Source organism: Roseovarius sp. JB2-10, assembly GCF_055693585.1.
Genome location: NZ_CM146337.1, coordinates 2,202,185 through 2,219,579, shown reverse-complemented (window position 1 = coordinate 2,219,579; position 17,395 = coordinate 2,202,185). Strand labels below are relative to the sequence as shown.

The window sequence follows — 17,395 nt, the reverse complement described above, 5'->3', positions numbered from 1 at the left end:
TGTCGTTTCCTCCCTTGGAACTCTGGTTTTCTTGGTTGTTTAGAACAGTATTTCGCGCGGCGTATAGACCTTGAGCAGAAGCCCGAAGACCGCATACATCACCGCGATGAAGCAGGCCGTGATGATTGCCCGTTTGATCCAGCTTTTGACCTCATTATGCGGCGCAGGATCGTAAAGCGACAGCAGAACAAAGAATGCCAACGTCGTGGCCGTGTAAAAGCCCAGCGCCTTGGCGAGCCAGAACACATAGATCAGCGACACGATCAGCCCCGGCGCAAGGTTTATCGCCATTTGGGCAGATATGCCGCTGCCCACCTTGGACCAGCCCATCAGCGCCTTGAAAAACGTCCACCCGGCGAGCGCCACAAAAGCGGTCGAAATCAGGCGCGGAAAGAGGAACGCATCGGCGGGCTGTTGCGTGTAGCTGACCCAGGCGATCCAGCAACCAACGGCAAAGACGATACCCGACGGGATGATATGCTGTGTGCGGCTCATGCGGGTGCCTCCCCTGTTTGGGCCCGGTTCTGGCGCAGCTCCATCACCACGGAATAGGCGATGGAGGCGATCACGATGGCAATCAGAACGATGTTCAACGCGCCGCCCAGGAAATAGGTGCCCATGCCGTCTGTGGCATTCGCGATCATGCTGCCCTGGATGAAGTTCGCCTCGGCAATCGGCCCGAGGATCAGGCCTAACACGAGCGGAGCCGCGGAAAATCCGAACCGTTCGAGGAAGAACATCATCACGCCCAAGCTGGCCATGACATAGACATCACCCATTGAGCTTTGCACCGAATAGGCGCCAAAGACCGACAGACCCAGAACCACGGCGGCCATCACGCATTGCGGCACCTGCGCGACCTTGGCGGCCAGACCCGCCACGTAGAGGCCAAAGAGGCACATCAGAACCTGCCCGATCAGCATGGAATTGATGAATGTCCAGGCGACATCCGGGTGATTGTCAAAAAGATCCGTGCCCGGGAAAATCCCGTGGATCAGCAAGCCGCCGAGCAGAACCGCCGCCGTGGGCGAGCCGGGGATGGACAGTGTAAGCAGGGGCACGAGGCTGGGCCCAACCATCGCGTTATTGGCGCTTTCGGCGGCAATCACACCTTCGGAATGACCGGTGCCGAACTTGTCGCGTTCCGCGCTGAATTTCTTGGTTTGGTCATAAGCCACAAGCCCTGCGATCTGCCCGCCAACGCCGGGGATGAGGCCGATGATCGAGCCCACAGCGGTGCCGATGGCCATGGCGCGTTTGCGGCTGAAAAGCTCTTTGATCGCATCGCCAATGGCGTGCTTTTTGACCTCGATCACCTCGATATTGTCGTTGCGCCGCCCCTTGGCGAACATCGTCAGAACCTGCGGGATGGCAAAGAGGCCAATCAGCGCCGCGATGATGTTGATGCCACCGCCGAGCGACGGGTGGAAGATGAACCGCTGCGCGCCCATGATGTCGTCAAATCCGATGGTGGCGAGCCAGAGGCCAATGCAGCCGGACAAGAGCCCTTTGACCACCGACGCGCTGTCGAGCGAGCCGATGATGGTCACGCCCAGAATGGCCAGCCAGAAGAGGTGCGAGGGCCCAAATGCCAGCGCCCATTTCGCCAGCAACGGCGTCAGGAAAATCAGGAGCAGAACGCCAAAGATGCCACCCACCGCAGAGGCCAGGAACGACAGCTGCAATGCCCGCGCGCCTTCGCCCTTCTTGGCCATCGTATGGCCGTCGAGCGTGGTGGCGATATTCGCAGGCGCGCCGGGAATTTTCAGCAGGATTGCGCTGACCGCCCCCCCGGCCACGGTTGAGGTGTAGGCCGCTCCCAGAAGGATCAGGCCCTGCACGGCCTCAAGATGGAAGGTGAAAGGAATGAGTAGTGCCACTGCCATTGTCGGAGACAATCCCGGCGTCGCGCCGAGGATCAATCCGCCGATTGTGCCCACCAACAGCAGCAAAAAGGATACCGGTTCGAAGACATTGCCGAAGTAATAGATGAATTCCATCTGGTCCCCTCCCACCGCGCCCCTCTCCCCAGGGGCACCTTGATTGACAAATCAGGGTAAGCGATGAAAATAGTATTGCAAATGTTTTCATAAAATTAGGAATTTTGACGATTAAATGCCTGATACAAAAAAGATAAAAGCCGATATTGTCGCTGTGGCAAAGGCTGCGCGTGTGTCGGCCTCCACCGTCTCTCGCAGCTTCAATCACCCTGATCTGGTCAATCCGGCGACTCGCAAGAAGATCAATCGGGCGGTCGAAAAACTGGGCTACATCCGCAATCGTGCGGCCCAGACCATGCATGGGCGGCGCAGCGGTACAATCGGGCTGATCGTGCCCACCATCAACCACACGATCTTTTCCGAAGTGATTCAATCCTTTTCGGATGCCATTGATGCGGCGGGTTTTACGCTGCTGATTGCCTCACATGGCTACGATCTCGACCGGGAATATGCGATGATGCGCAAATTGCTGGAACACCGGGTGGATGGCATTGCGTTGATCGGGCTGGAGCACACCGAAGCCAGTTTCAACCTGATCGAACAACAAGGCATCCCTGCCATCGCCATCTGGAACCACAGCCCGGAGGCTCCGATGTCCTGCGTCGGCGCCGATAACCTTGAGGCCGGGCGCATGGCGGCGCAGCATCTCTTGTCGCTCGGGCACCGTGACATCGGGCTGATCTTTCCCCAGACCACGGGTAATGACCGGGCCCGCGAGCGCCTTCAGGGCGCCGTTGAAGTGGTAGAAGCGCATGGCATCTCGATCACCGACCGCTGGCGATCAGAAGCCCCCTACTCCATCGCGCAGGCCAAACGCGCGACGCTTGACTTGTTGAGCGAGCATCCACACCCGACAGCGTTGCTCTGCGGCAATGACGTCATCGCCCAGGGGGCTCTCTACGGGGCGCAAAAGGCGGGTCTGAAAGTGCCGGACGACATTTCGATCATCGGGATCGGGAATTTCAAAGGCTCGGAAGATCTGGAGCCCGCGCTGACAACCATCAGCATCCCCGCTCAGGATATTGGGACATTGGCCGGGCAGAATTTCACGCGCATGATTACGTCAGGCGAAACCGAAATCCGGCGCCTGAAATGCGATCTGGCTTGCGTTATCCGTTGCACCACGGCCCCGATCAGCATCACCCACTGAACAGCAACAAATAATTGTTTTAGTACAGCGCCTTAAATGCGTCCCGGATGTCCACATCGTTCTGAAGGCGACACGCTGTCGCAAATAAGCGAGAAGAATGCCGGTTTCCGCGCCACGCTCTGGGCAATGGGCGGTATTCCCCGCCCCCTCCAACACACCGGACCGCAGTGATGTCTACCTCCACACCGGATACGCCATCGGCGCCGTCGCGCACGATCCATGGGCTGATTTGCATCGAAATCGGCATGCTGTTTTTCGTGGTGCAGGACGCCATGATGAAATCGCTTTTGGCGCTCTACCCGGTCTGGATGTTGATCTGCATCCGGTCGCTGGTCGCAATCCTGGTGCTAACGCCAATCATCGTCGCCCTGGGCGCGCCACATCGGCTCCTGACACCACTTTGGCCGCTGCATTTGCTGCGCGCCGCCCTGTTCGCGCTTGGGTTTTCACTCTTTTACGCGGCCTTTCCGTTCATGGGGCTTGCCGAGGTCACGACGATTTTCTTCTCTGCGCCGCTGCTGACGGCGCTTCTGGCATCAATCCTGTTAAAAGAAACCATCGGCCCGCACCGGATTGCGGCTCTGGCCGTCGGCTTTGTCGGGGTTTTGATTGCCATGAACCCCACGAGCGACGCATTTACATGGGTCGCGGTCCTGCCATTGATGTGTGCATTGGCCTATGCATTTGGCCAGATCTTGGCGCGCCATATCGGCGACAGGGAATCAACCCTGACCCTTGGGCTTTACACGCTGGCCCCGGCGGCACCGATGATCCTGCTGATGGGCTGGTCTTTGAACCAGATCGTGGATGTTGGCCCGGAATTCCATCACCTGCGATGGGACTTCCCGCTCGAAGCCCTGTCAGACGCACCGCAATTGGTACTTCTGGGGGCTGTCGGAATGGCCGGGTATCTTTTCCTGTCACGGGCCTATCAGGTCGCCAATGCCGGGTTCATTGCGCCGTTCGATTATACATATCTGCCGATGGCCGTGGTTCTGGCCTATGTGCTGTGGGATGAGGTGCCACCCGTGGCCACGCTGATCGGGATGAGCTTGATCATCCTCAGCGGGCTTTATCTGGGGTACCGCGAATTGCGCGCCGCACGTTATACCGATGATCAACCCGTCGTCGCCGAAACCGTGTTTGCCCCGGGCAATCCGATGACACCGCAAAGCGTTGACGAGGACAGCCCGCTATGAGTGATGTGGCCCAACCTCTCGCTGCGGGCGGGTATGACCGGCGCGGCATGTTTTTCGTGTTTCTGGCGGGCGTCTTCTGGTCAACCATCGGCCTTGGTATTCGCCTGATCGAGGAAGCCTCGGTCTGGCAAATCCTGTTTTACCGGTCTTTCGCCCTCTCGGCATTGCTCTACGTTGTGATCCGGTGGCGCACGGGCCAAAACCCGTTTCGCCTGGCGCAGCGTACCGGCATGCCCGGCATCATCGGCGGCCTTGCACTGGTTGCGGCATATGCAGGCGGGATTTATGCGATCCAATCCACATCGGTCGCCAATGCCATGCTGCTTTTTGCGACCGCACCGTTCATGGCCGCGATCCTCGGCCTTTTGATCCTGCGTGAACGGGTGCGATCGCATACCTGGCTTGCCATCCTTGTGGCTTGTCTTGGGATTGGCGTGATGGTCTGGGACAAATCCGGCAGCGGCGCGATGATCGGGAACCTGGCAGCACTCGGATCAGCACTTGGGTTTGCAGTGTTCACCATCACCTTGCGGTGGGGGAAATCGGGGGAAATGCTACCGGCCGTTTTCCTGTCTGGCCTGTTTGCGATCGTGATCATGGGGGCGATCTGCCTGAGCCTGAACCTGCCGCTGGTGTTGACCCCGAATGACAGCGCAGTGGCCATGTGCATGGGCATTTTCCAAGTGGGCGCGGGGTTGGTGCTCTACACAATCGGGTCCAAAACCGTCCCGGCGGCCGAACTGACCCTTTTGTCGTTGGCCGAAGTTGTCCTTGCACCGCTATGGGTCTGGTTGATCCTCGGCGAGACCGCAACGCTCTTTACCATGGCCGGTGGCGCGATTCTGCTGTTGGCACTGGCGGGCAACGCCATCCTAGGGGCCCGACGCAAACCACCGGTAACTTTTGTCTGACGGATCCTGTTGCTTGGCGCAGCAGCAGGATCGGGGCATAAGGTGTCATGATACAAAAAGACGTTGCCTTTGATCTTGCGCCAATTGGCCTGGCTCTTCTCGAAAACCGGATCATCCGCGATTGCAATCACATGTTCGCCACCACGTTCAACGGGGTTCAAGCGGATTTCATCAACACGCCGATTGCGCATTTTTACCCCTCGATCGAAGAATATCACAGGATTGGCGAACGCGTGCTGTTGGCCATGCGTGAAACCGGGCGCTATGAGGACGAGCGCATCATGAAACGCCGCAACGGGCAGCTCTTCTGGTGCCGGGTCCGGGGGCAGTCCCTCTCGCCGGAAGACCCATTTTCGCAAGGGGTCTGGTCATTTGCTGATCTGTCGGAGGAACGCCCGGTGGTCAGCCTGACCCGGCGCGAACGCGAAGTTGCCATTCTGACCTGCCGCGGCATGACCTCCAAGGAAATCGGGCTGGAACTTGGTCTTTCCTACCGCACCATCGAAGTCCACCGGGCCCGATTACTGAAAAAATTTCAGGCCCGGAAACTGGCCGAACTGGTGGCAAAATTATCGGGGATGCCCCTCTAATCCTGACGTAGGGGAAAGAATTTCGTATCTCCCCTCGCAATTTACCGAAAGATACCCCATTTTGCTTTGCAATTGCCCGCTTTTATCGCGCCCTCGCTTGGCCTATAAGCGGCGAAAAACAACGCGGTGGCCCGCCTGATGGGAATGACCGCAACTGGCCGAGGACACTGATGTCGAAGAAAAACCACGAAGATGACGTCGCCTTTATCAAAGCGCTGGCGGAAATGCTGAACGAAAACGATCTGACGGAATTGCAGGTCAAGCGCGAATACGGTGATGCCGACAGTCTGAATGTCCGGGTCAGTCGCCGGCAGGAAGTTGTCGCCGCCGCCCCTGTGCAAATGGCGGCCGCACCTGCCGCATCCGCACCAGTCGCCGCAGCTTCATCAGCGCCGGCCGATGCCGGAAACGACGCGGAGGATCCCGCCGATCACCCCGGTGCGGTGACATCGCCCATGGTCGGCACGGTTTACATGCAAGCCGAGCCTGGCGCGCCTTCTTTTGTCAGCGTGGGACAGACAGTCAGCGAAGGCGACACATTGCTGATCATCGAAGCGATGAAAACAATGAACCACATTCCGGCCATGCGCAGCGGCGTGGTCAAACGCATTCTGGTGGATGACGGCGCGACGGTCGAATACGGATCGCCGCTGATGATCATCGAATAAGGGCCGACCCATGTTCGAAAAGATCCTTGTGGCCAACCGGGGCGAAATCGCCCTTCGCGTGATCCGCGCTGCCCGCGAAATGGGCATTGCCTCGGTTGCGGTGCATTCCACCGCCGACAGCGACGCAATGCATGTGCGCATGGCCGACGAAAGCGTGTGCATCGGCCCGCCTCCGGGGGCTGAAAGCTATCTGTCTATCCCCTCGATCATCGCCGCATGCGAAGTGACCGGCGCACAGGCCATTCATCCCGGCTACGGCTTTTTGAGTGAAAATGCCAATTTCGTGCAAATCGTCGAAGATCATGACCTGACCTTTATTGGCCCCACGGCAGAGCATATCCGCGTCATGGGCGACAAGATTACCGCCAAGGACACGATGAAGAACCTTGGTGTGCCATGTGTTCCGGGGTCTGATGGTGGCGTACCGACGCTGGCCGAAGCCAAGAAGCTTGGCAAGGAAATGGGATATCCCGTCATCATCAAGGCGACCGCGGGTGGCGGTGGCCGGGGCATGAAAGTGGCCTTGGATGAAGACGAGATGGAACATGCCTTCATGACCGCGCGCTCCGAAGGCAAGGCGGCCTTTGGCAATGATGAAGTCTATATCGAGAAATACCTGACCACACCGCGCCACATCGAAATTCAGGTTTTTGGCGATGGTAAGGGCAAGGCCGTGCATTTGGGCGAGCGGGACTGTTCGCTTCAGCGCCGCCACCAGAAAGTCTTTGAAGAGGCCCCCGGTCCCTGCATCTCACCCGAAGAGCGTGACAGGATCGGCAAGGTCTGCGCCGACGCCGTGGCCCGCATAGATTACGCAGGTGCAGGCACAATCGAATTTCTCTACGAAAATGGCGAATTCCATTTCATCGAAATGAACACGCGCCTGCAGGTTGAACACCCTGTGACCGAGGCCATCTATGGCGTTGATCTTGTGCGCGAACAAATCCGCGTGGCCGAGGGCCTGCCGATGTCGTTTTCGCAAGACGACCTGCGCATCAACGGCCATGCGATCGAAGTTCGTATCAACGCGGAAAAACTGCCGGAATTTGCCCCACGCCCCGGTCGGATCACGCATTTCCATGCGCCGGGTGGATTGGGCGTGCGGATGGATTCAGCGCTTTACGATGGCTATTCGATCCCGCCCCATTACGACAGTTTGATAGGCAAGCTGATTGTGCATGGCCGGGACCGCGAAAGTGCGTTGACGCGCCTCAATCGTGCCTTGGGTGAATTGATTGTGGACGGCGTCGACACAACCGTGCCGCTGTTTCATGCGCTGCTCCAAGAGCCCGATGTCCAGAGCGGCAATTACAACATTCATTGGCTTGAAAAATGGTTGGAAACGAACCTTCAGGACTAAGCACGGGGTGCGCCGGGCGATATGGATGACCCGGAGTTTGATCTGACCCCCGAAATCCTGCTGCGCGCCTACACACAAGGCGTCTTTCCAATGGCTGAAAGCCGGGATGATCCGGATGTCTTTTGGGTTGATCCACGCAGACGGGGTGTTTTGCCTCTGAACGGGTTTCATCTGTCCCGGTCGTTGATCCGAAACATCAAACGCGCATCATATCAGGTTGACTTGAATGTGGATTTTCTGGGGGTCGTAGATGCGTGTGCGGATCGCGACGAAACCTGGATCAACGCGGAAATCCGTGACCTCTATGCCAAGCTTCATGCGATGGGCTACGCCCATTCGTTGGAAATTCGGCACGACGGCGGTTTGACCGGTGGCGTGTATGGCGTTGCGATTGGTGGGGCGTTTTTTGGGGAAAGCATGTTTTCACGCCGCACGGATGCCTCGAAGCTCGCCCTTGCGCATCTGGTGGACCACCTGAAGCGCTGCGGCTACGTGCTCTTTGACACGCAATTCATCACGCCGCATTTGCAATCACTGGGTGCCACGGAAATCAGTCGCGCGGCCTATCATGTATTATTGCAGGAAGCGTTGCAGATTTCGGCGGACATTAACTCTCAACCGCTGTGTTGCGACCCTCAGCTGGTTTTGCAGCGAAGCACCCAGACATCGTAACGTGGATGTTCCAGCGCATTCAGCGCCGGCGAAGAGGCAACCATCCAGCCTTCAAAAACCACATTTTGGCTTTGCACATCCCTGATCGTCAAAAATGCGTAGGCATCAACCGAGGTTCCTTCGGAATAGCGGCATTCGCGCAATTCCACATTCAGCCTGCCGAATACGGTGCTCTGCCCATTGGACAAAGAGACGTCCTGAACATCGCCGTCCACCTTGTCGAGACCGCGCAGCACGACGCCGGAGCCTTGTGCCACAACCTGTTGCCCTGCTGATGCGCCCGCCCATATGCCCAGTGCAAGCGCCAGCGGCCAGGGTTTCATTCCGCCGATCCTTCTTCTTCGTCACCTGCGACGAATTTCATCAGAAGCGATACAAGGCTGATCGACCCTTGGGTGAATTCAATTTCGGTACCGGGTTCCAGAAAAAACGGCGAACCGCCTGGCAATACCTCAACGTAATTGCCGCCCAACAACCCCTCGGATGAGATCGCAACGGCGCTATCATCCGGCACTTCAATCCCGTCTTTCACACTGAAAACAGCCGATGCGCGATAGGTTTCGGGGTCGAGCTCGATGCTGGTCACACGACCAACTTTTACGCCCGCCAAACGAACGTCGGTGCCGACGTTAATGCCATCAGCGCTACGAAAACTGGCAGAGAGCTCGTATTCCGTACCGCCGCCGGAAAGACCGGTAATCTGGCCCGCATAGACCAAAAACCCGATGGCCACCGCAAGAACTGCGCCGCCAACAACAACTTCTGTAGCATTTTCAGACATTTAATGGCCTACTCAGGTGTCCACGCTTCGTAGTCGCGGCGGTCCGCAGGGGCCCCGCGCCGGATCGACCCCGCAGGCGCATAGGCCAAGGCTGTGCCCGTTTGGTTTTCTTCGTGGTCTTTTTCCCAGGCCTTGCGCGCCAATGGTTTTTCAGTGGGCGGCTCGGCAAAGGTGTGATGCAGCCAACCGTGCCAATCCGGACTGACCCGGCTAGCTTCGCATTCGCCGTTGAAAATCACCCAACGGCGTTTGTCATCTCGCGTGCGATAAAAAATGTTGCCCTGCTCGTCTTCGCCCACTTTGACACCCTTGCGCCACGTATAAAGCTGGGTGTTGAGCGTTTGCCCATTCCACCAGGTCGCGGCGCGCAGAAGTGTGCTCAGAATGCCCATCAGGTTCTCCGGTTTTCTCACCCTCTGATATGGCGCAAATAGGGGGAAAGGTCCAGTGCTACCGACCCTTATCCAAACGATCTTGCGGACCGGTTCAGACTTAAACCTGCGGCACATAGTGCCACATCAGCGGGTTTCAGCAGATGTCTCTTGGAACGCAACGCAATAGCGGGCCGTTTAGCCCGCGCTTGCCTCTTCCTTCTTGGGATCAGAATAGATCATCAGCGGATTAGCATCTGCGCTCACGGCCTCTTCGTTGACCACAACCTCTGCAACGTTTTCCATGCCTGGCAGATCGAACATCGTGTCGAGCAGGATATCCTCGAGAATTGAGCGAAGACCACGTGCACCCGTCTTGCGGCCGATGGCGCGTTTTGCGATCGCGCTCAGCGCGTCATCGGTGAAGCTCAACTGCGCATCTTCCAATTCGAAGAGACGTTGGTATTGCTTGACCAGCGCGTTCTTGGGCTGGGTCAGGATGGTCACCAGCGCATCTTCATCCAGATCTTCAAGCGTCGCAATCACGGGCAAACGTCCCACGAATTCCGGGATCAGACCGAATTTCAGCAAGTCTTCCGGCTCAAGGTCTTTGAACACTTCGCCTACGCCGCGGTCATCCTCATCGCGCACATCCGCGCCAAAGCCCATTGCGCTGCCCTTGCCGCGCTGTGCGATAATTTTGTCGAGGCCCGCAAACGCGCCACCACAGATGAACAGAATGTTGGTGGTATCCACCTGCAGGAATTCCTGTTGCGGATGTTTGCGCCCACCCTGAGGCGGCACCGCCGCAACAGTACCTTCCATGAGTTTGAGCAGCGCCTGCTGCACGCCCTCACCCGATACGTCCCGTGTGATCGATGGGTTCTCGGACTTGCGGGTGATTTTGTCGACCTCATCGATGTACACGATGCCACGCTGCGCACGTTCCACATTGTATTCGCTGGATTGCAGCAGTTTGAGGATGATGTTTTCAACGTCTTCACCCACATAACCGGCTTCGGTCAATGTGGTGGCATCGGCCATCGTGAAGGGCACATCCAGAATACGGGCGAGCGTTTGGGCCAGCAATGTCTTGCCGCAGCCGGTTGGGCCGATCAGCAGGATATTGGATTTTTGCAACTCAACCTCACCGGCTTTGCCGGAATGGTTCAGACGTTTGTAGTGATTGTGTACCGCAACGCTCAACACGCGTTTGGCCATTGCCTGGCCAATCACATAATCGTCCAGAACTTCGCAGATTTCGCGCGGCGTCGGGACGCCCTCGCTGGATTTCAAGCCCGCACTTTTGGTCTCTTCGCGAATGATGTCCATGCAAAGCTCGACACACTCATCGCAGATAAAGACCGTTGGCCCTGCGATCAGCTTACGCACCTCATGCTGGCTTTTGCCGCAAAAGCTGCAGTAGAGAGTGTTTTTGCTGTCACCGCCGGAACTATTCGCCATGACGTACCTTTCAGGGTCCGAACTGCAATTATGGCCAACTTACTGACCGTTTGATCCTTTTGTCGCAGACAGCTTAGGCCAGCAACTTCGGGTCCACAATCTCAAAATGTCACAGCCCGGTGTGGGACCGGGCCGTTAACTTATTTTTCATCATCGTCGGATTTGACCCTGTTTTCGACGATCTCATCTATCAAACCCCAGGCTTTCGCATCCTCAGGCGACATGAAGTTATCGCGCTCCAGCGCCTCTTCGACTTTTTTCAACGTTTGACCGGTGTGTTTGACGTAGATCTCATTCAAACGTTTTTTGAGTTTCAGCGTTTCTTCGGCATGGATCATGATGTCCGTCGCTTGGCCCTGATACCCACCAGAGGGCTGGTGCACCATCACGCGGCTGTTGGGCAGCGAAAAGCGCATACCTTTTTCGCCTGCGGTCAACAGGAGCGACCCCATGCTGGCGGCCTGCCCGATAACCAGCGTGCTGACCTTGGGTTTGATGTATTGCATCGTATCGTAGATCGACAGGCCGCTGGTCACTACGCCGCCAGGGCTGTTGATATACATGGAAATTTCCTTGGACGGGTTTTCCGCCTCGAGGTGCAGGAGCTGCGCCACGATCAGACTGGACATGCCGTCATGCACCGGACCGTTGAGGAAAATAATCCGCTCCTTCAGGAGGCGCGAAAAGATGTCATAGGCCCGTTCGCCACGGCTGGTTTGTTCAACCACCATGGGCACGAGCGTGTTCATATATGTCTCAAATGGGTCGTTCATATCCGCCTGCCTGCTGCTGTCTGTGCGATCTTTAGAGATCATGTCCTAAAGGAGTCTTAGTGTTGCGCCCAAGGGGCTGCAAGGGGTGGTGCATCGTTTTGATATATCAACCAATCGTTAACAGTTTCTGCATCAGGCACGGCCCGGCATTCATCCATTGACGATAACGACTGGAATTCACAGCTTTTCCTGCGTGTATTTGCGCAATTCGGCCCGCGCCACTTGCCGGCGATGCACCGCGTCGGGGCCATCTGCCAATCTTAACGTCCGGACATGTGTCCACATTGCAGCCAGCGGCACGTCCTGACTGATCCCTTGCGCCCCAAACATCTGAATTGCTTCGTCGATGACCTTCAGAGCCATCAGCGGGGCCACAACTTTGATCTGGCTGATCCAAGGTGCCGCAGCGCGCGCATCTCCCTGATCCATCATCCATGCCGCTTTGAGACACAACAAGCGCGCCTGTTCGATGTCCATCCGGGCCTGCGCGATAATGTCGAAATTCGCTCCCAGCTGGGCGACTTTCTTGCCAAAAGCCTCACGGTGAAGTGAACGACGACACATAAGCTCCAACGCCGTTTCCGCCTGTCCGATCGCGCGCATACAGTGATGGATCCGACCCGGCCCCAACCGGCCTTGTGCAATCTCGAATCCGCGCCCTTCTCCCAACAGCATGTTTTCCGCAGGAACGCGTACTTCCGTAAATCGGAAATGCATATGCCCATGGGGCGCGTCATCACCGCCATACACTTCCATGGGGCGCAGTTTTTCGATGCCCGGTGTGTCAGCAGGCACCACAATCATAGAATGGCGCTGATGCTTGGGCGCGTCTTCACCGCCTGTGCGCACCATCACGATATAAACGGCACAGCGGGGGTCACCGGCACCCGTCGCCCACCATTTCTGTCCGTTCAGAACATACTCACTTCCGTCCCGTACGCAGGACATGGCGATGTTGGTGGCATCCGAGCTGGCCACATCCGGTTCAGTCATCAAATACGCGCTGCGGATATCGCCGGCCAACAAAGGCGCGAGCCAGCGGGTTTTCATGTCTTCGCTGCCGTAGCGTTCGAAAACCTCCATATTGCCCGTATCCGGCGCGTTGCAGTTAAAAACCTCGGCCCCCATCGGCGTCCGGCCCATTTCTTCGGCGAAATAGGCATATTCCACCGTACTCAAACCGATGCCGCGATCACTGTCCGTCAGCCAGAAATTCCAAAGCCCTTTCTCGCGGGCCTGCGCTTTCAACCCCTCCAGTATGTCGCGTTGCCGCGTTGTGAATTGCCAGCGATCACCCTTTTCTATCTCGGCATGATATTCGGCCTCCAACGGCATGATGTCATCGCGCACCATGGCGGACACTCTGGCCAGTAACGCCTTGATTTCCGGCCTTATCTCAAAATTCATGTCCGCCCGTCCTTTTTCCCAGCCAGCACAATAGCCCGCGCTCACTCACCTTTGATGCGTCATCCCGCGTCGACCTGTATGGCTGCAGGTTGCATTTTTGTAAAATTGTCAAAACCTGACCGCTAAATCCACACAGTCCGGCCATAAATTTCAACGATACTCTCCTGAGTTCGCCTTAGATGCCAGTGTTTGGTGTCTTCCACTCAAAACGGCGGATTTGTGTTTTATTTGAACGAGTTACAGGACAAACCATGCAGGTTCCTAGTATCAATAGCGATTTCGAATCGCCCCAAACGCCAAATGCCCAAGTGCATAAAATTGGTGAATCTTCCGTATCCGGCCTCGCTTTGCCGCAATCGTTAACGTCGTCTCGCGACATTCAGGCGATCACCTGTTTCACGCCCGGCACAGGGATTGTAACGCTTCACGGCCTGAAAGCCGTCGAGGATTTAGTGATCGGTGATCGGGTCCTGACGCGGGATCGTGGCTTTCAACCAATCCGCTGGTTGGGACAACGGCACGTATCCTGCACAAATGTTCCTAACACGCCAAATTCACTACCCGTTCTGATCCGCGCGGGTGCCCTGGGGTCCGGACGTCCTGAACGTGACATGATCGTTTCGCCACGCCACCGTGTCTTGACCACGGATCAAACGTATTTGTCCGTCACGGGCGAAACAGAGGCATTGATCGAGGCAAGCGCCCTGGTCGGTCGTCCCGGCGTGATGTGCGTCATCCCCCATTACCTGACCTACATTCATGTGCTTTTTGACCAGCATGAAATCATCCTGTCGGATAATTTGTGGTCGGAAAGCTTCTACCTGGGGCGTCCTACAGTTACTGCCCTTTTGAAAGAGCAAAACACCGCAATTTCTGAGATTTTTCCTCAGATCGCATCGAATCCCGACGCGCAGGTGCAAAGCCTGGCCCGAACCTGTCTGAGCCCGGAACAACTCCGCTTGCTGTGCGCCTGAGCGCGCTCTGAGTTCAGGTCATATCCGGGGTCATGTAGATCAGTGTCGGGCCGTCGGCCTTGAATGCATCACGCGTCGCAGTACAAAGCGCCTCAAGGGTTTTGGGATGTGCTGAATAGGCCCCATAGGCCTCCGCCAAGGCACAAAAGTCAGGATTTCGGGCAATCACGGCGTTTGGCGCAATCTGGGCCCCAACCATGCTGTCTTCAATCTCTTTCAGTTTGCCATTGTCCCATAGCAAAATCGGCAACGGCAATCCCAGCTCCACGGCAACACCCAACTCCTGAAGCGTAAACTGAAAGCCGTAGTCACCCGCAATACAAACTGTCGGGCTGTCTGGTCGCGCAACCGCGCCGCCGATGGCGGCAGGTAGGGCATACCCCAGGGTGCCAAACCCATAAGGATGATGCCAATGCCCGGGGCGCGGCATGTCCCATGTTTCCAGCGCGACATAAGCAAACTGCGTCATATCGGAGAAATACATCGCGTCGTCTGGCAGTGCGCCGCGCAACGCCTCGCAGATACGGATAATGCCGGGCCGCTCGGCCTCAACTTCGGACTTCCACCGGGCGCGGGCATCTGCAACTTCCTTGGCAGTCCACTCGGATGTCGTCTTGCCTGTCGTGCCGTCACGTAACGCCCGCAACACGTCCGCGGCGTCCGCCAGAATGCGCCAATCGGCATTATGCCAATCCGCCAAAACCTCGGGATCCCGATCCACACGCACCATCTTGCAGGTTTGACCCAATTGGCTGCGCCACAAATCGTTCTCCGACAGTTCCGATCCGATCACTACGACCAAATCCGCCTTAGCCAATTCGTCGAACGACGACGGCCGGGCAAGGTAGCTGCCAAAATTCAATTCATAGCTGTCGGCGATACACCCACGTCCGGCATAGGTCGTAAACACAGCGGCTTGCAATTTATTGACCAATTCCCCAGCCAATGTGCTGCAGGCCCGTGATGTTGCACCGCCGCCAAAAACAAACAGCGGTCGTCTGGCGTCTTGCAAGGTCGCCGCCAGATGCGACAGATCCATTCGGCGCTCAATGCCATAGTCTTCTTGTGTCGCCACGCAGGGAAAACCGGGTGCGGATGCTTCCAATGCCGAGATTGGCACCTGAATATGCTTTGTTCTGGGGCGCGCCGATTTAAATTCGGTCAGGGCGCGATCAACCAAAGTGTAAACCGCCTCGGGCGTTCTTGCGGTGTAAGACCAATCACAAACCGTTGCCGCAGCGGCTTCCTGATCGTGCATCTGATGCAATTGACCGCGGGTTGCGGCCGTTTCGTCAAGACATGACGAGATCACGAGCACCGGCACGGAATCGGAATAAGCCTGCCCCATCGGCGTCATCACGTTGCAGACCCCGGGCCCGGTGATCACATATGCAACACCGGGTGTGCCAGTCGCCCGCGCATAGCCATCCGCCATAAAGCCAGCGCCCTGTTCGTGCCGCGCCAAAACATGGGTGATGCCCGCCTCTTCGATGCCGCGATACATCTCCTGATTATGCACGCCTGGTATCCCGAATATGGTGTTCACCCCCCGCGCCTTCAGCATGTGCGAGATTTGCGCGCCCAAAGGGCGATTTTCCGACGATTTCGACATTGTTACGCTCTCCAGAACGCCATGGTGAAAATGGCATAGACCGCCAGCAGTTCCAGCCGTCCGATCAACATTGCAGCCGTCAAAACCCATTTCGCCGTGTCGTTCAACGACGAAAAGTTACCAGCCGGTCCTATCGTATCGCCAAGGCCTGGCCCGATATTTGCCAAAGCGGCGGCGGCCCCGGAGACTGAGGTGGTGAAGTCCAGGCCCGTCAGGCCAAGAACCACAGCAATCACGCCCAATGTGACCACGAAAAACACGAAGAAGGACATCACCGAATTCAGGACATCGTCGCTGATCGCGCGGCCCTGATAGCGGGGGGTAAACACGCCATTGGGCGAACGTATCCGGCGCAGTTGCGCCCCGATGGAGGCAAAGAGCAATTGGTAGCGGAAAATCTTTATCGAACAGGCGGTTGACCCCGCACAGCCACCGATCAGGCCCACAAAAAACAGCAAGGCAATCGGGAATGCGCCCCATTGCATATAGTCATCGCTTGCGTAACCCGTTCCAGTCAGGATGGAGACCGTGTTGAACAGCACCTTGCGAAAAACCGGTTCGGTCAATGTGTCCAATTGCACGAATTGCCAAAGGGTGAGGAGCAAAACCAGCATCAGCGCGGTCACGAAAAACCCTCTGACCTGCGGATCGGTTAGGAGCGGTTTGGCGGTGCCTGCCGTGATCTGCACAAACCGGACAAAGGGCAATGCGGCAATCATCATGAACGCTACGGCTGCGTATTCGGTGCTGGCCCCAAATGCCGAGAAGGACGCGTCGTAATTGGCAAATCCGCCAGTGGCGACCGTCGTCATCGCATGCACCGTGGCATCAAACGCGTTCATGCCTGTCAGAATGTAACTGAGGATGCAAAACAACGTCAGGCTCAAATAAATTACCGAGATACGAGATGAAATCTCAGTGGCCCGTGGTAGAATTTTGCCAAAGGTATCAAAGCCTTCGCTTCGGAAAATCTGCATCCCACCGACGCGCAATTCCGGCAGGAAAACCATGGCAACAACGATGATACCAATACCGCCCAGCCATTGCATCACGCCGCGCCACAACAACAGACCCTTCGGCAATTCGTCCAGACCGGACAGCACGGTAGAACCGGTGGTTGTCAGCCCTGACATGGCTTCGAAAATGGCGTCGACGAACCGCGCTTCCGTCGCACCCAGATAAAATGGCAAGGCCCCGAACAGGGGCAAACAAACCCAGACACCGGTGGTCAGCAAGAACGTCTGCTGGATTGTCAGCCCTTCTTTCACACCATTGCGGCAGGCCAAAGCCATAAGTCCGCCGATGAGGATGGTCAGAATGCAACTTTCGGCAAAGACCGGCCAATGGCCACGGCCCTCGGCAATATCCACCATCATCGGCAAAATCATGGCCAGGCCAAGCGCCGTAACCATCAGACCGATGACGTATCCGACAGGTCGCAGATCAATCATGAGGCGCAGAGT

Annotated in this window: 18 protein-coding genes; 8 read left to right on the top strand and 10 right to left on the bottom strand. The window is 57.0% G+C overall.

From position 1 onward, the window contains the following. Positions 1-39: 39 nt before the first annotated feature. Positions 40-495 carry a tripartite tricarboxylate transporter TctB family protein gene (locus tag ACZ1HJ_RS11170; protein WP_472718743.1) on the bottom strand — a complete coding sequence of 152 codons (456 nt, stop codon included), beginning with the start codon at positions 493-495 and terminating at the stop codon, positions 40-42. Further along, the gene (locus tag ACZ1HJ_RS11165) at positions 492-2,000 is read right to left on the bottom strand and encodes a tripartite tricarboxylate transporter permease (protein WP_472718742.1); all 1,509 of its coding nucleotides are present in this window, start codon (positions 1,998-2,000) and stop codon (positions 492-494) included. Before ACZ1HJ_RS11165 ends, ACZ1HJ_RS11170 begins: the two co-directional genes overlap by 4 nt. Before the next feature lie 115 nt (positions 2,001-2,115). Here ACZ1HJ_RS11165 and ACZ1HJ_RS11160 point away from each other — a divergent pair, with 115 nt between their 5' ends. The 7 genes from ACZ1HJ_RS11160 (at position 2,116) to aat (ending at position 8,550) form a co-directional block, all read left to right on the top strand. Next, complete coding sequence (locus ACZ1HJ_RS11160) at positions 2,116-3,150, top strand: LacI family DNA-binding transcriptional regulator (RefSeq protein WP_472718741.1); 1,035 nt, start codon at positions 2,116-2,118, stop codon at positions 3,148-3,150. Between the two features lie 170 nt (positions 3,151-3,320). After that, the gene (locus tag ACZ1HJ_RS11155) at positions 3,321-4,349 is read left to right on the top strand and encodes a DMT family transporter (RefSeq protein ID WP_472718740.1); all 1,029 of its coding nucleotides are present in this window, start codon (positions 3,321-3,323) and stop codon (positions 4,347-4,349) included. Beyond that, positions 4,346-5,260 (top strand): DMT family transporter, encoded by a 915-nt coding sequence (locus ACZ1HJ_RS11150; RefSeq protein WP_472718739.1) that lies wholly within the window; start codon positions 4,346-4,348, stop codon positions 5,258-5,260. The genes ACZ1HJ_RS11155 and ACZ1HJ_RS11150 overlap by 4 nt, the downstream gene beginning before the upstream one ends. 47 nt (positions 5,261-5,307) lie before the next feature. Beyond that, entirely contained in the window at positions 5,308-5,850 is a 543-nt protein-coding gene (locus ACZ1HJ_RS11145) for a LuxR C-terminal-related transcriptional regulator (protein ID WP_472718738.1), read from the top strand. Between the two features lie 170 nt (positions 5,851-6,020). Next, positions 6,021-6,518, top strand: a complete 498-nt coding sequence (gene accB / locus ACZ1HJ_RS11140) for an acetyl-CoA carboxylase biotin carboxyl carrier protein (RefSeq protein WP_472718737.1) — start codon at positions 6,021-6,023, stop codon at positions 6,516-6,518. 10 nt (positions 6,519-6,528) lie between these two features. Continuing rightward, positions 6,529-7,878: an acetyl-CoA carboxylase biotin carboxylase subunit gene (gene accC / locus ACZ1HJ_RS11135; protein WP_472718736.1), complete on the top strand. Its 1,350-nt coding sequence runs from the start codon at positions 6,529-6,531 to the stop codon at positions 7,876-7,878. A gap of 21 nt (positions 7,879-7,899) precedes the next feature. Next, entirely contained in the window at positions 7,900-8,550 is a 651-nt protein-coding gene (aat, locus tag ACZ1HJ_RS11130) for a leucyl/phenylalanyl-tRNA--protein transferase (RefSeq protein ID WP_472718735.1), read from the top strand. On the opposite strand, the gene ACZ1HJ_RS11125 is transcribed toward aat, so the two are convergent. The 6 genes from ACZ1HJ_RS11125 to ACZ1HJ_RS11100 all read right to left on the bottom strand — a co-directional run bounded on the left by ACZ1HJ_RS11125 (position 8,514) and on the right by ACZ1HJ_RS11100 (position 13,346). Continuing rightward, on the bottom strand, positions 8,514-8,873 hold the full coding sequence (locus tag ACZ1HJ_RS11125; protein WP_472718734.1) for a DUF2155 domain-containing protein: 360 nt from the start codon (positions 8,871-8,873) through the stop codon (positions 8,514-8,516). The genes aat and ACZ1HJ_RS11125 overlap by 37 nt on opposite strands. Next, complete coding sequence (gene mlaD / locus ACZ1HJ_RS11120; protein WP_472718733.1) at positions 8,870-9,331, bottom strand: outer membrane lipid asymmetry maintenance protein MlaD; 462 nt, start codon at positions 9,329-9,331, stop codon at positions 8,870-8,872. The genes ACZ1HJ_RS11125 and mlaD overlap by 4 nt, the downstream gene beginning before the upstream one ends. An 8-nt stretch (positions 9,332-9,339) precedes the next feature. Next, a complete protein-coding gene (locus ACZ1HJ_RS11115) occupies positions 9,340-9,723 on the bottom strand; it encodes an NADH:ubiquinone oxidoreductase subunit NDUFA12 (RefSeq protein WP_472718732.1) in 384 nt (127 codons plus the stop codon). 177 nt (positions 9,724-9,900) lie between these two features. Next, positions 9,901-11,166, bottom strand: coding sequence for an ATP-dependent Clp protease ATP-binding subunit ClpX (gene clpX / locus ACZ1HJ_RS11110; RefSeq protein ID WP_472718731.1), 1,266 nt, complete (start codon positions 11,164-11,166; stop codon positions 9,901-9,903). 140 nt (positions 11,167-11,306) lie between these two features. Continuing rightward, the gene (locus ACZ1HJ_RS11105; RefSeq protein ID WP_472718730.1) at positions 11,307-11,939 is read right to left on the bottom strand and encodes an ATP-dependent Clp protease proteolytic subunit; all 633 of its coding nucleotides are present in this window, start codon (positions 11,937-11,939) and stop codon (positions 11,307-11,309) included. 177 nt (positions 11,940-12,116) lie between these two features. Beyond that, positions 12,117-13,346, bottom strand: a complete 1,230-nt coding sequence (locus ACZ1HJ_RS11100) for an acyl-CoA dehydrogenase family protein (protein WP_472718729.1) — start codon at positions 13,344-13,346, stop codon at positions 12,117-12,119. Between the two features lie 251 nt (positions 13,347-13,597). On the opposite strand from ACZ1HJ_RS11100, the gene ACZ1HJ_RS11095 reads away from it, so the two are divergent. Next, positions 13,598-14,320: a Hint domain-containing protein gene (locus ACZ1HJ_RS11095; protein ID WP_472718728.1), complete on the top strand. Its 723-nt coding sequence runs from the start codon at positions 13,598-13,600 to the stop codon at positions 14,318-14,320. Between the two features lie 13 nt (positions 14,321-14,333). On the opposite strand, the gene ACZ1HJ_RS11090 is transcribed toward ACZ1HJ_RS11095, so the two are convergent. Together ACZ1HJ_RS11090 and ACZ1HJ_RS11085 are read right to left on the bottom strand one after the other, a co-directional pair. Continuing rightward, positions 14,334-15,932, bottom strand: a complete 1,599-nt coding sequence (locus ACZ1HJ_RS11090) for a thiamine pyrophosphate-binding protein (protein WP_472718727.1) — start codon at positions 15,930-15,932, stop codon at positions 14,334-14,336. Between the two features lie 2 nt (positions 15,933-15,934). Then, positions 15,935-17,383: a TrkH family potassium uptake protein gene (locus tag ACZ1HJ_RS11085; RefSeq protein ID WP_472718726.1), complete on the bottom strand. Its 1,449-nt coding sequence runs from the start codon at positions 17,381-17,383 to the stop codon at positions 15,935-15,937. Positions 17,384-17,395 lie beyond the last annotated feature (12 nt).

What these genes read in the sequence shown, in the direction of transcription:
- ACZ1HJ_RS11170 (WP_472718743.1), bottom strand. Translation starts at nt 495, where the DNA reads ATGAGCCGCACACAGCATATCATCCCGTCGGGTATCGTCTTTGCCGTT.
- ACZ1HJ_RS11165 (WP_472718742.1), bottom strand. Translation starts at nt 2,000, where the DNA reads ATGGAATTCATCTATTACTTCGGCAATGTCTTCGAACCGGTATCCTTT.
- ACZ1HJ_RS11160 (WP_472718741.1), top strand. Translation starts at nt 2,116, where the DNA reads ATGCCTGATACAAAAAAGATAAAAGCCGATATTGTCGCTGTGGCAAAG.
- ACZ1HJ_RS11155 (WP_472718740.1), top strand. Translation starts at nt 3,321, where the DNA reads ATGTCTACCTCCACACCGGATACGCCATCGGCGCCGTCGCGCACGATC.
- ACZ1HJ_RS11150 (WP_472718739.1), top strand. Translation starts at nt 4,346, where the DNA reads ATGAGTGATGTGGCCCAACCTCTCGCTGCGGGCGGGTATGACCGGCGC.
- ACZ1HJ_RS11145 (WP_472718738.1), top strand. Translation starts at nt 5,308, where the DNA reads ATGATACAAAAAGACGTTGCCTTTGATCTTGCGCCAATTGGCCTGGCT.
- accB (WP_472718737.1), top strand. Translation starts at nt 6,021, where the DNA reads ATGTCGAAGAAAAACCACGAAGATGACGTCGCCTTTATCAAAGCGCTG.
- accC (WP_472718736.1), top strand. Translation starts at nt 6,529, where the DNA reads ATGTTCGAAAAGATCCTTGTGGCCAACCGGGGCGAAATCGCCCTTCGC.
- aat (WP_472718735.1), top strand. Translation starts at nt 7,900, where the DNA reads ATGGATGACCCGGAGTTTGATCTGACCCCCGAAATCCTGCTGCGCGCC.
- ACZ1HJ_RS11125 (WP_472718734.1), bottom strand. Translation starts at nt 8,873, where the DNA reads ATGAAACCCTGGCCGCTGGCGCTTGCACTGGGCATATGGGCGGGCGCA.
- mlaD (WP_472718733.1), bottom strand. Translation starts at nt 9,331, where the DNA reads ATGTCTGAAAATGCTACAGAAGTTGTTGTTGGCGGCGCAGTTCTTGCG.
- ACZ1HJ_RS11115 (WP_472718732.1), bottom strand. Translation starts at nt 9,723, where the DNA reads ATGGGCATTCTGAGCACACTTCTGCGCGCCGCGACCTGGTGGAATGGG.
- clpX (WP_472718731.1), bottom strand. Translation starts at nt 11,166, where the DNA reads ATGGCGAATAGTTCCGGCGGTGACAGCAAAAACACTCTCTACTGCAGC.
- ACZ1HJ_RS11105 (WP_472718730.1), bottom strand. Translation starts at nt 11,939, where the DNA reads ATGAACGACCCATTTGAGACATATATGAACACGCTCGTGCCCATGGTG.
- ACZ1HJ_RS11100 (WP_472718729.1), bottom strand. Translation starts at nt 13,346, where the DNA reads ATGAATTTTGAGATAAGGCCGGAAATCAAGGCGTTACTGGCCAGAGTG.
- ACZ1HJ_RS11095 (WP_472718728.1), top strand. Translation starts at nt 13,598, where the DNA reads ATGCAGGTTCCTAGTATCAATAGCGATTTCGAATCGCCCCAAACGCCA.
- ACZ1HJ_RS11090 (WP_472718727.1), bottom strand. Translation starts at nt 15,932, where the DNA reads ATGTCGAAATCGTCGGAAAATCGCCCTTTGGGCGCGCAAATCTCGCAC.
- ACZ1HJ_RS11085 (WP_472718726.1), bottom strand. Translation starts at nt 17,383, where the DNA reads ATGATTGATCTGCGACCTGTCGGATACGTCATCGGTCTGATGGTTACG.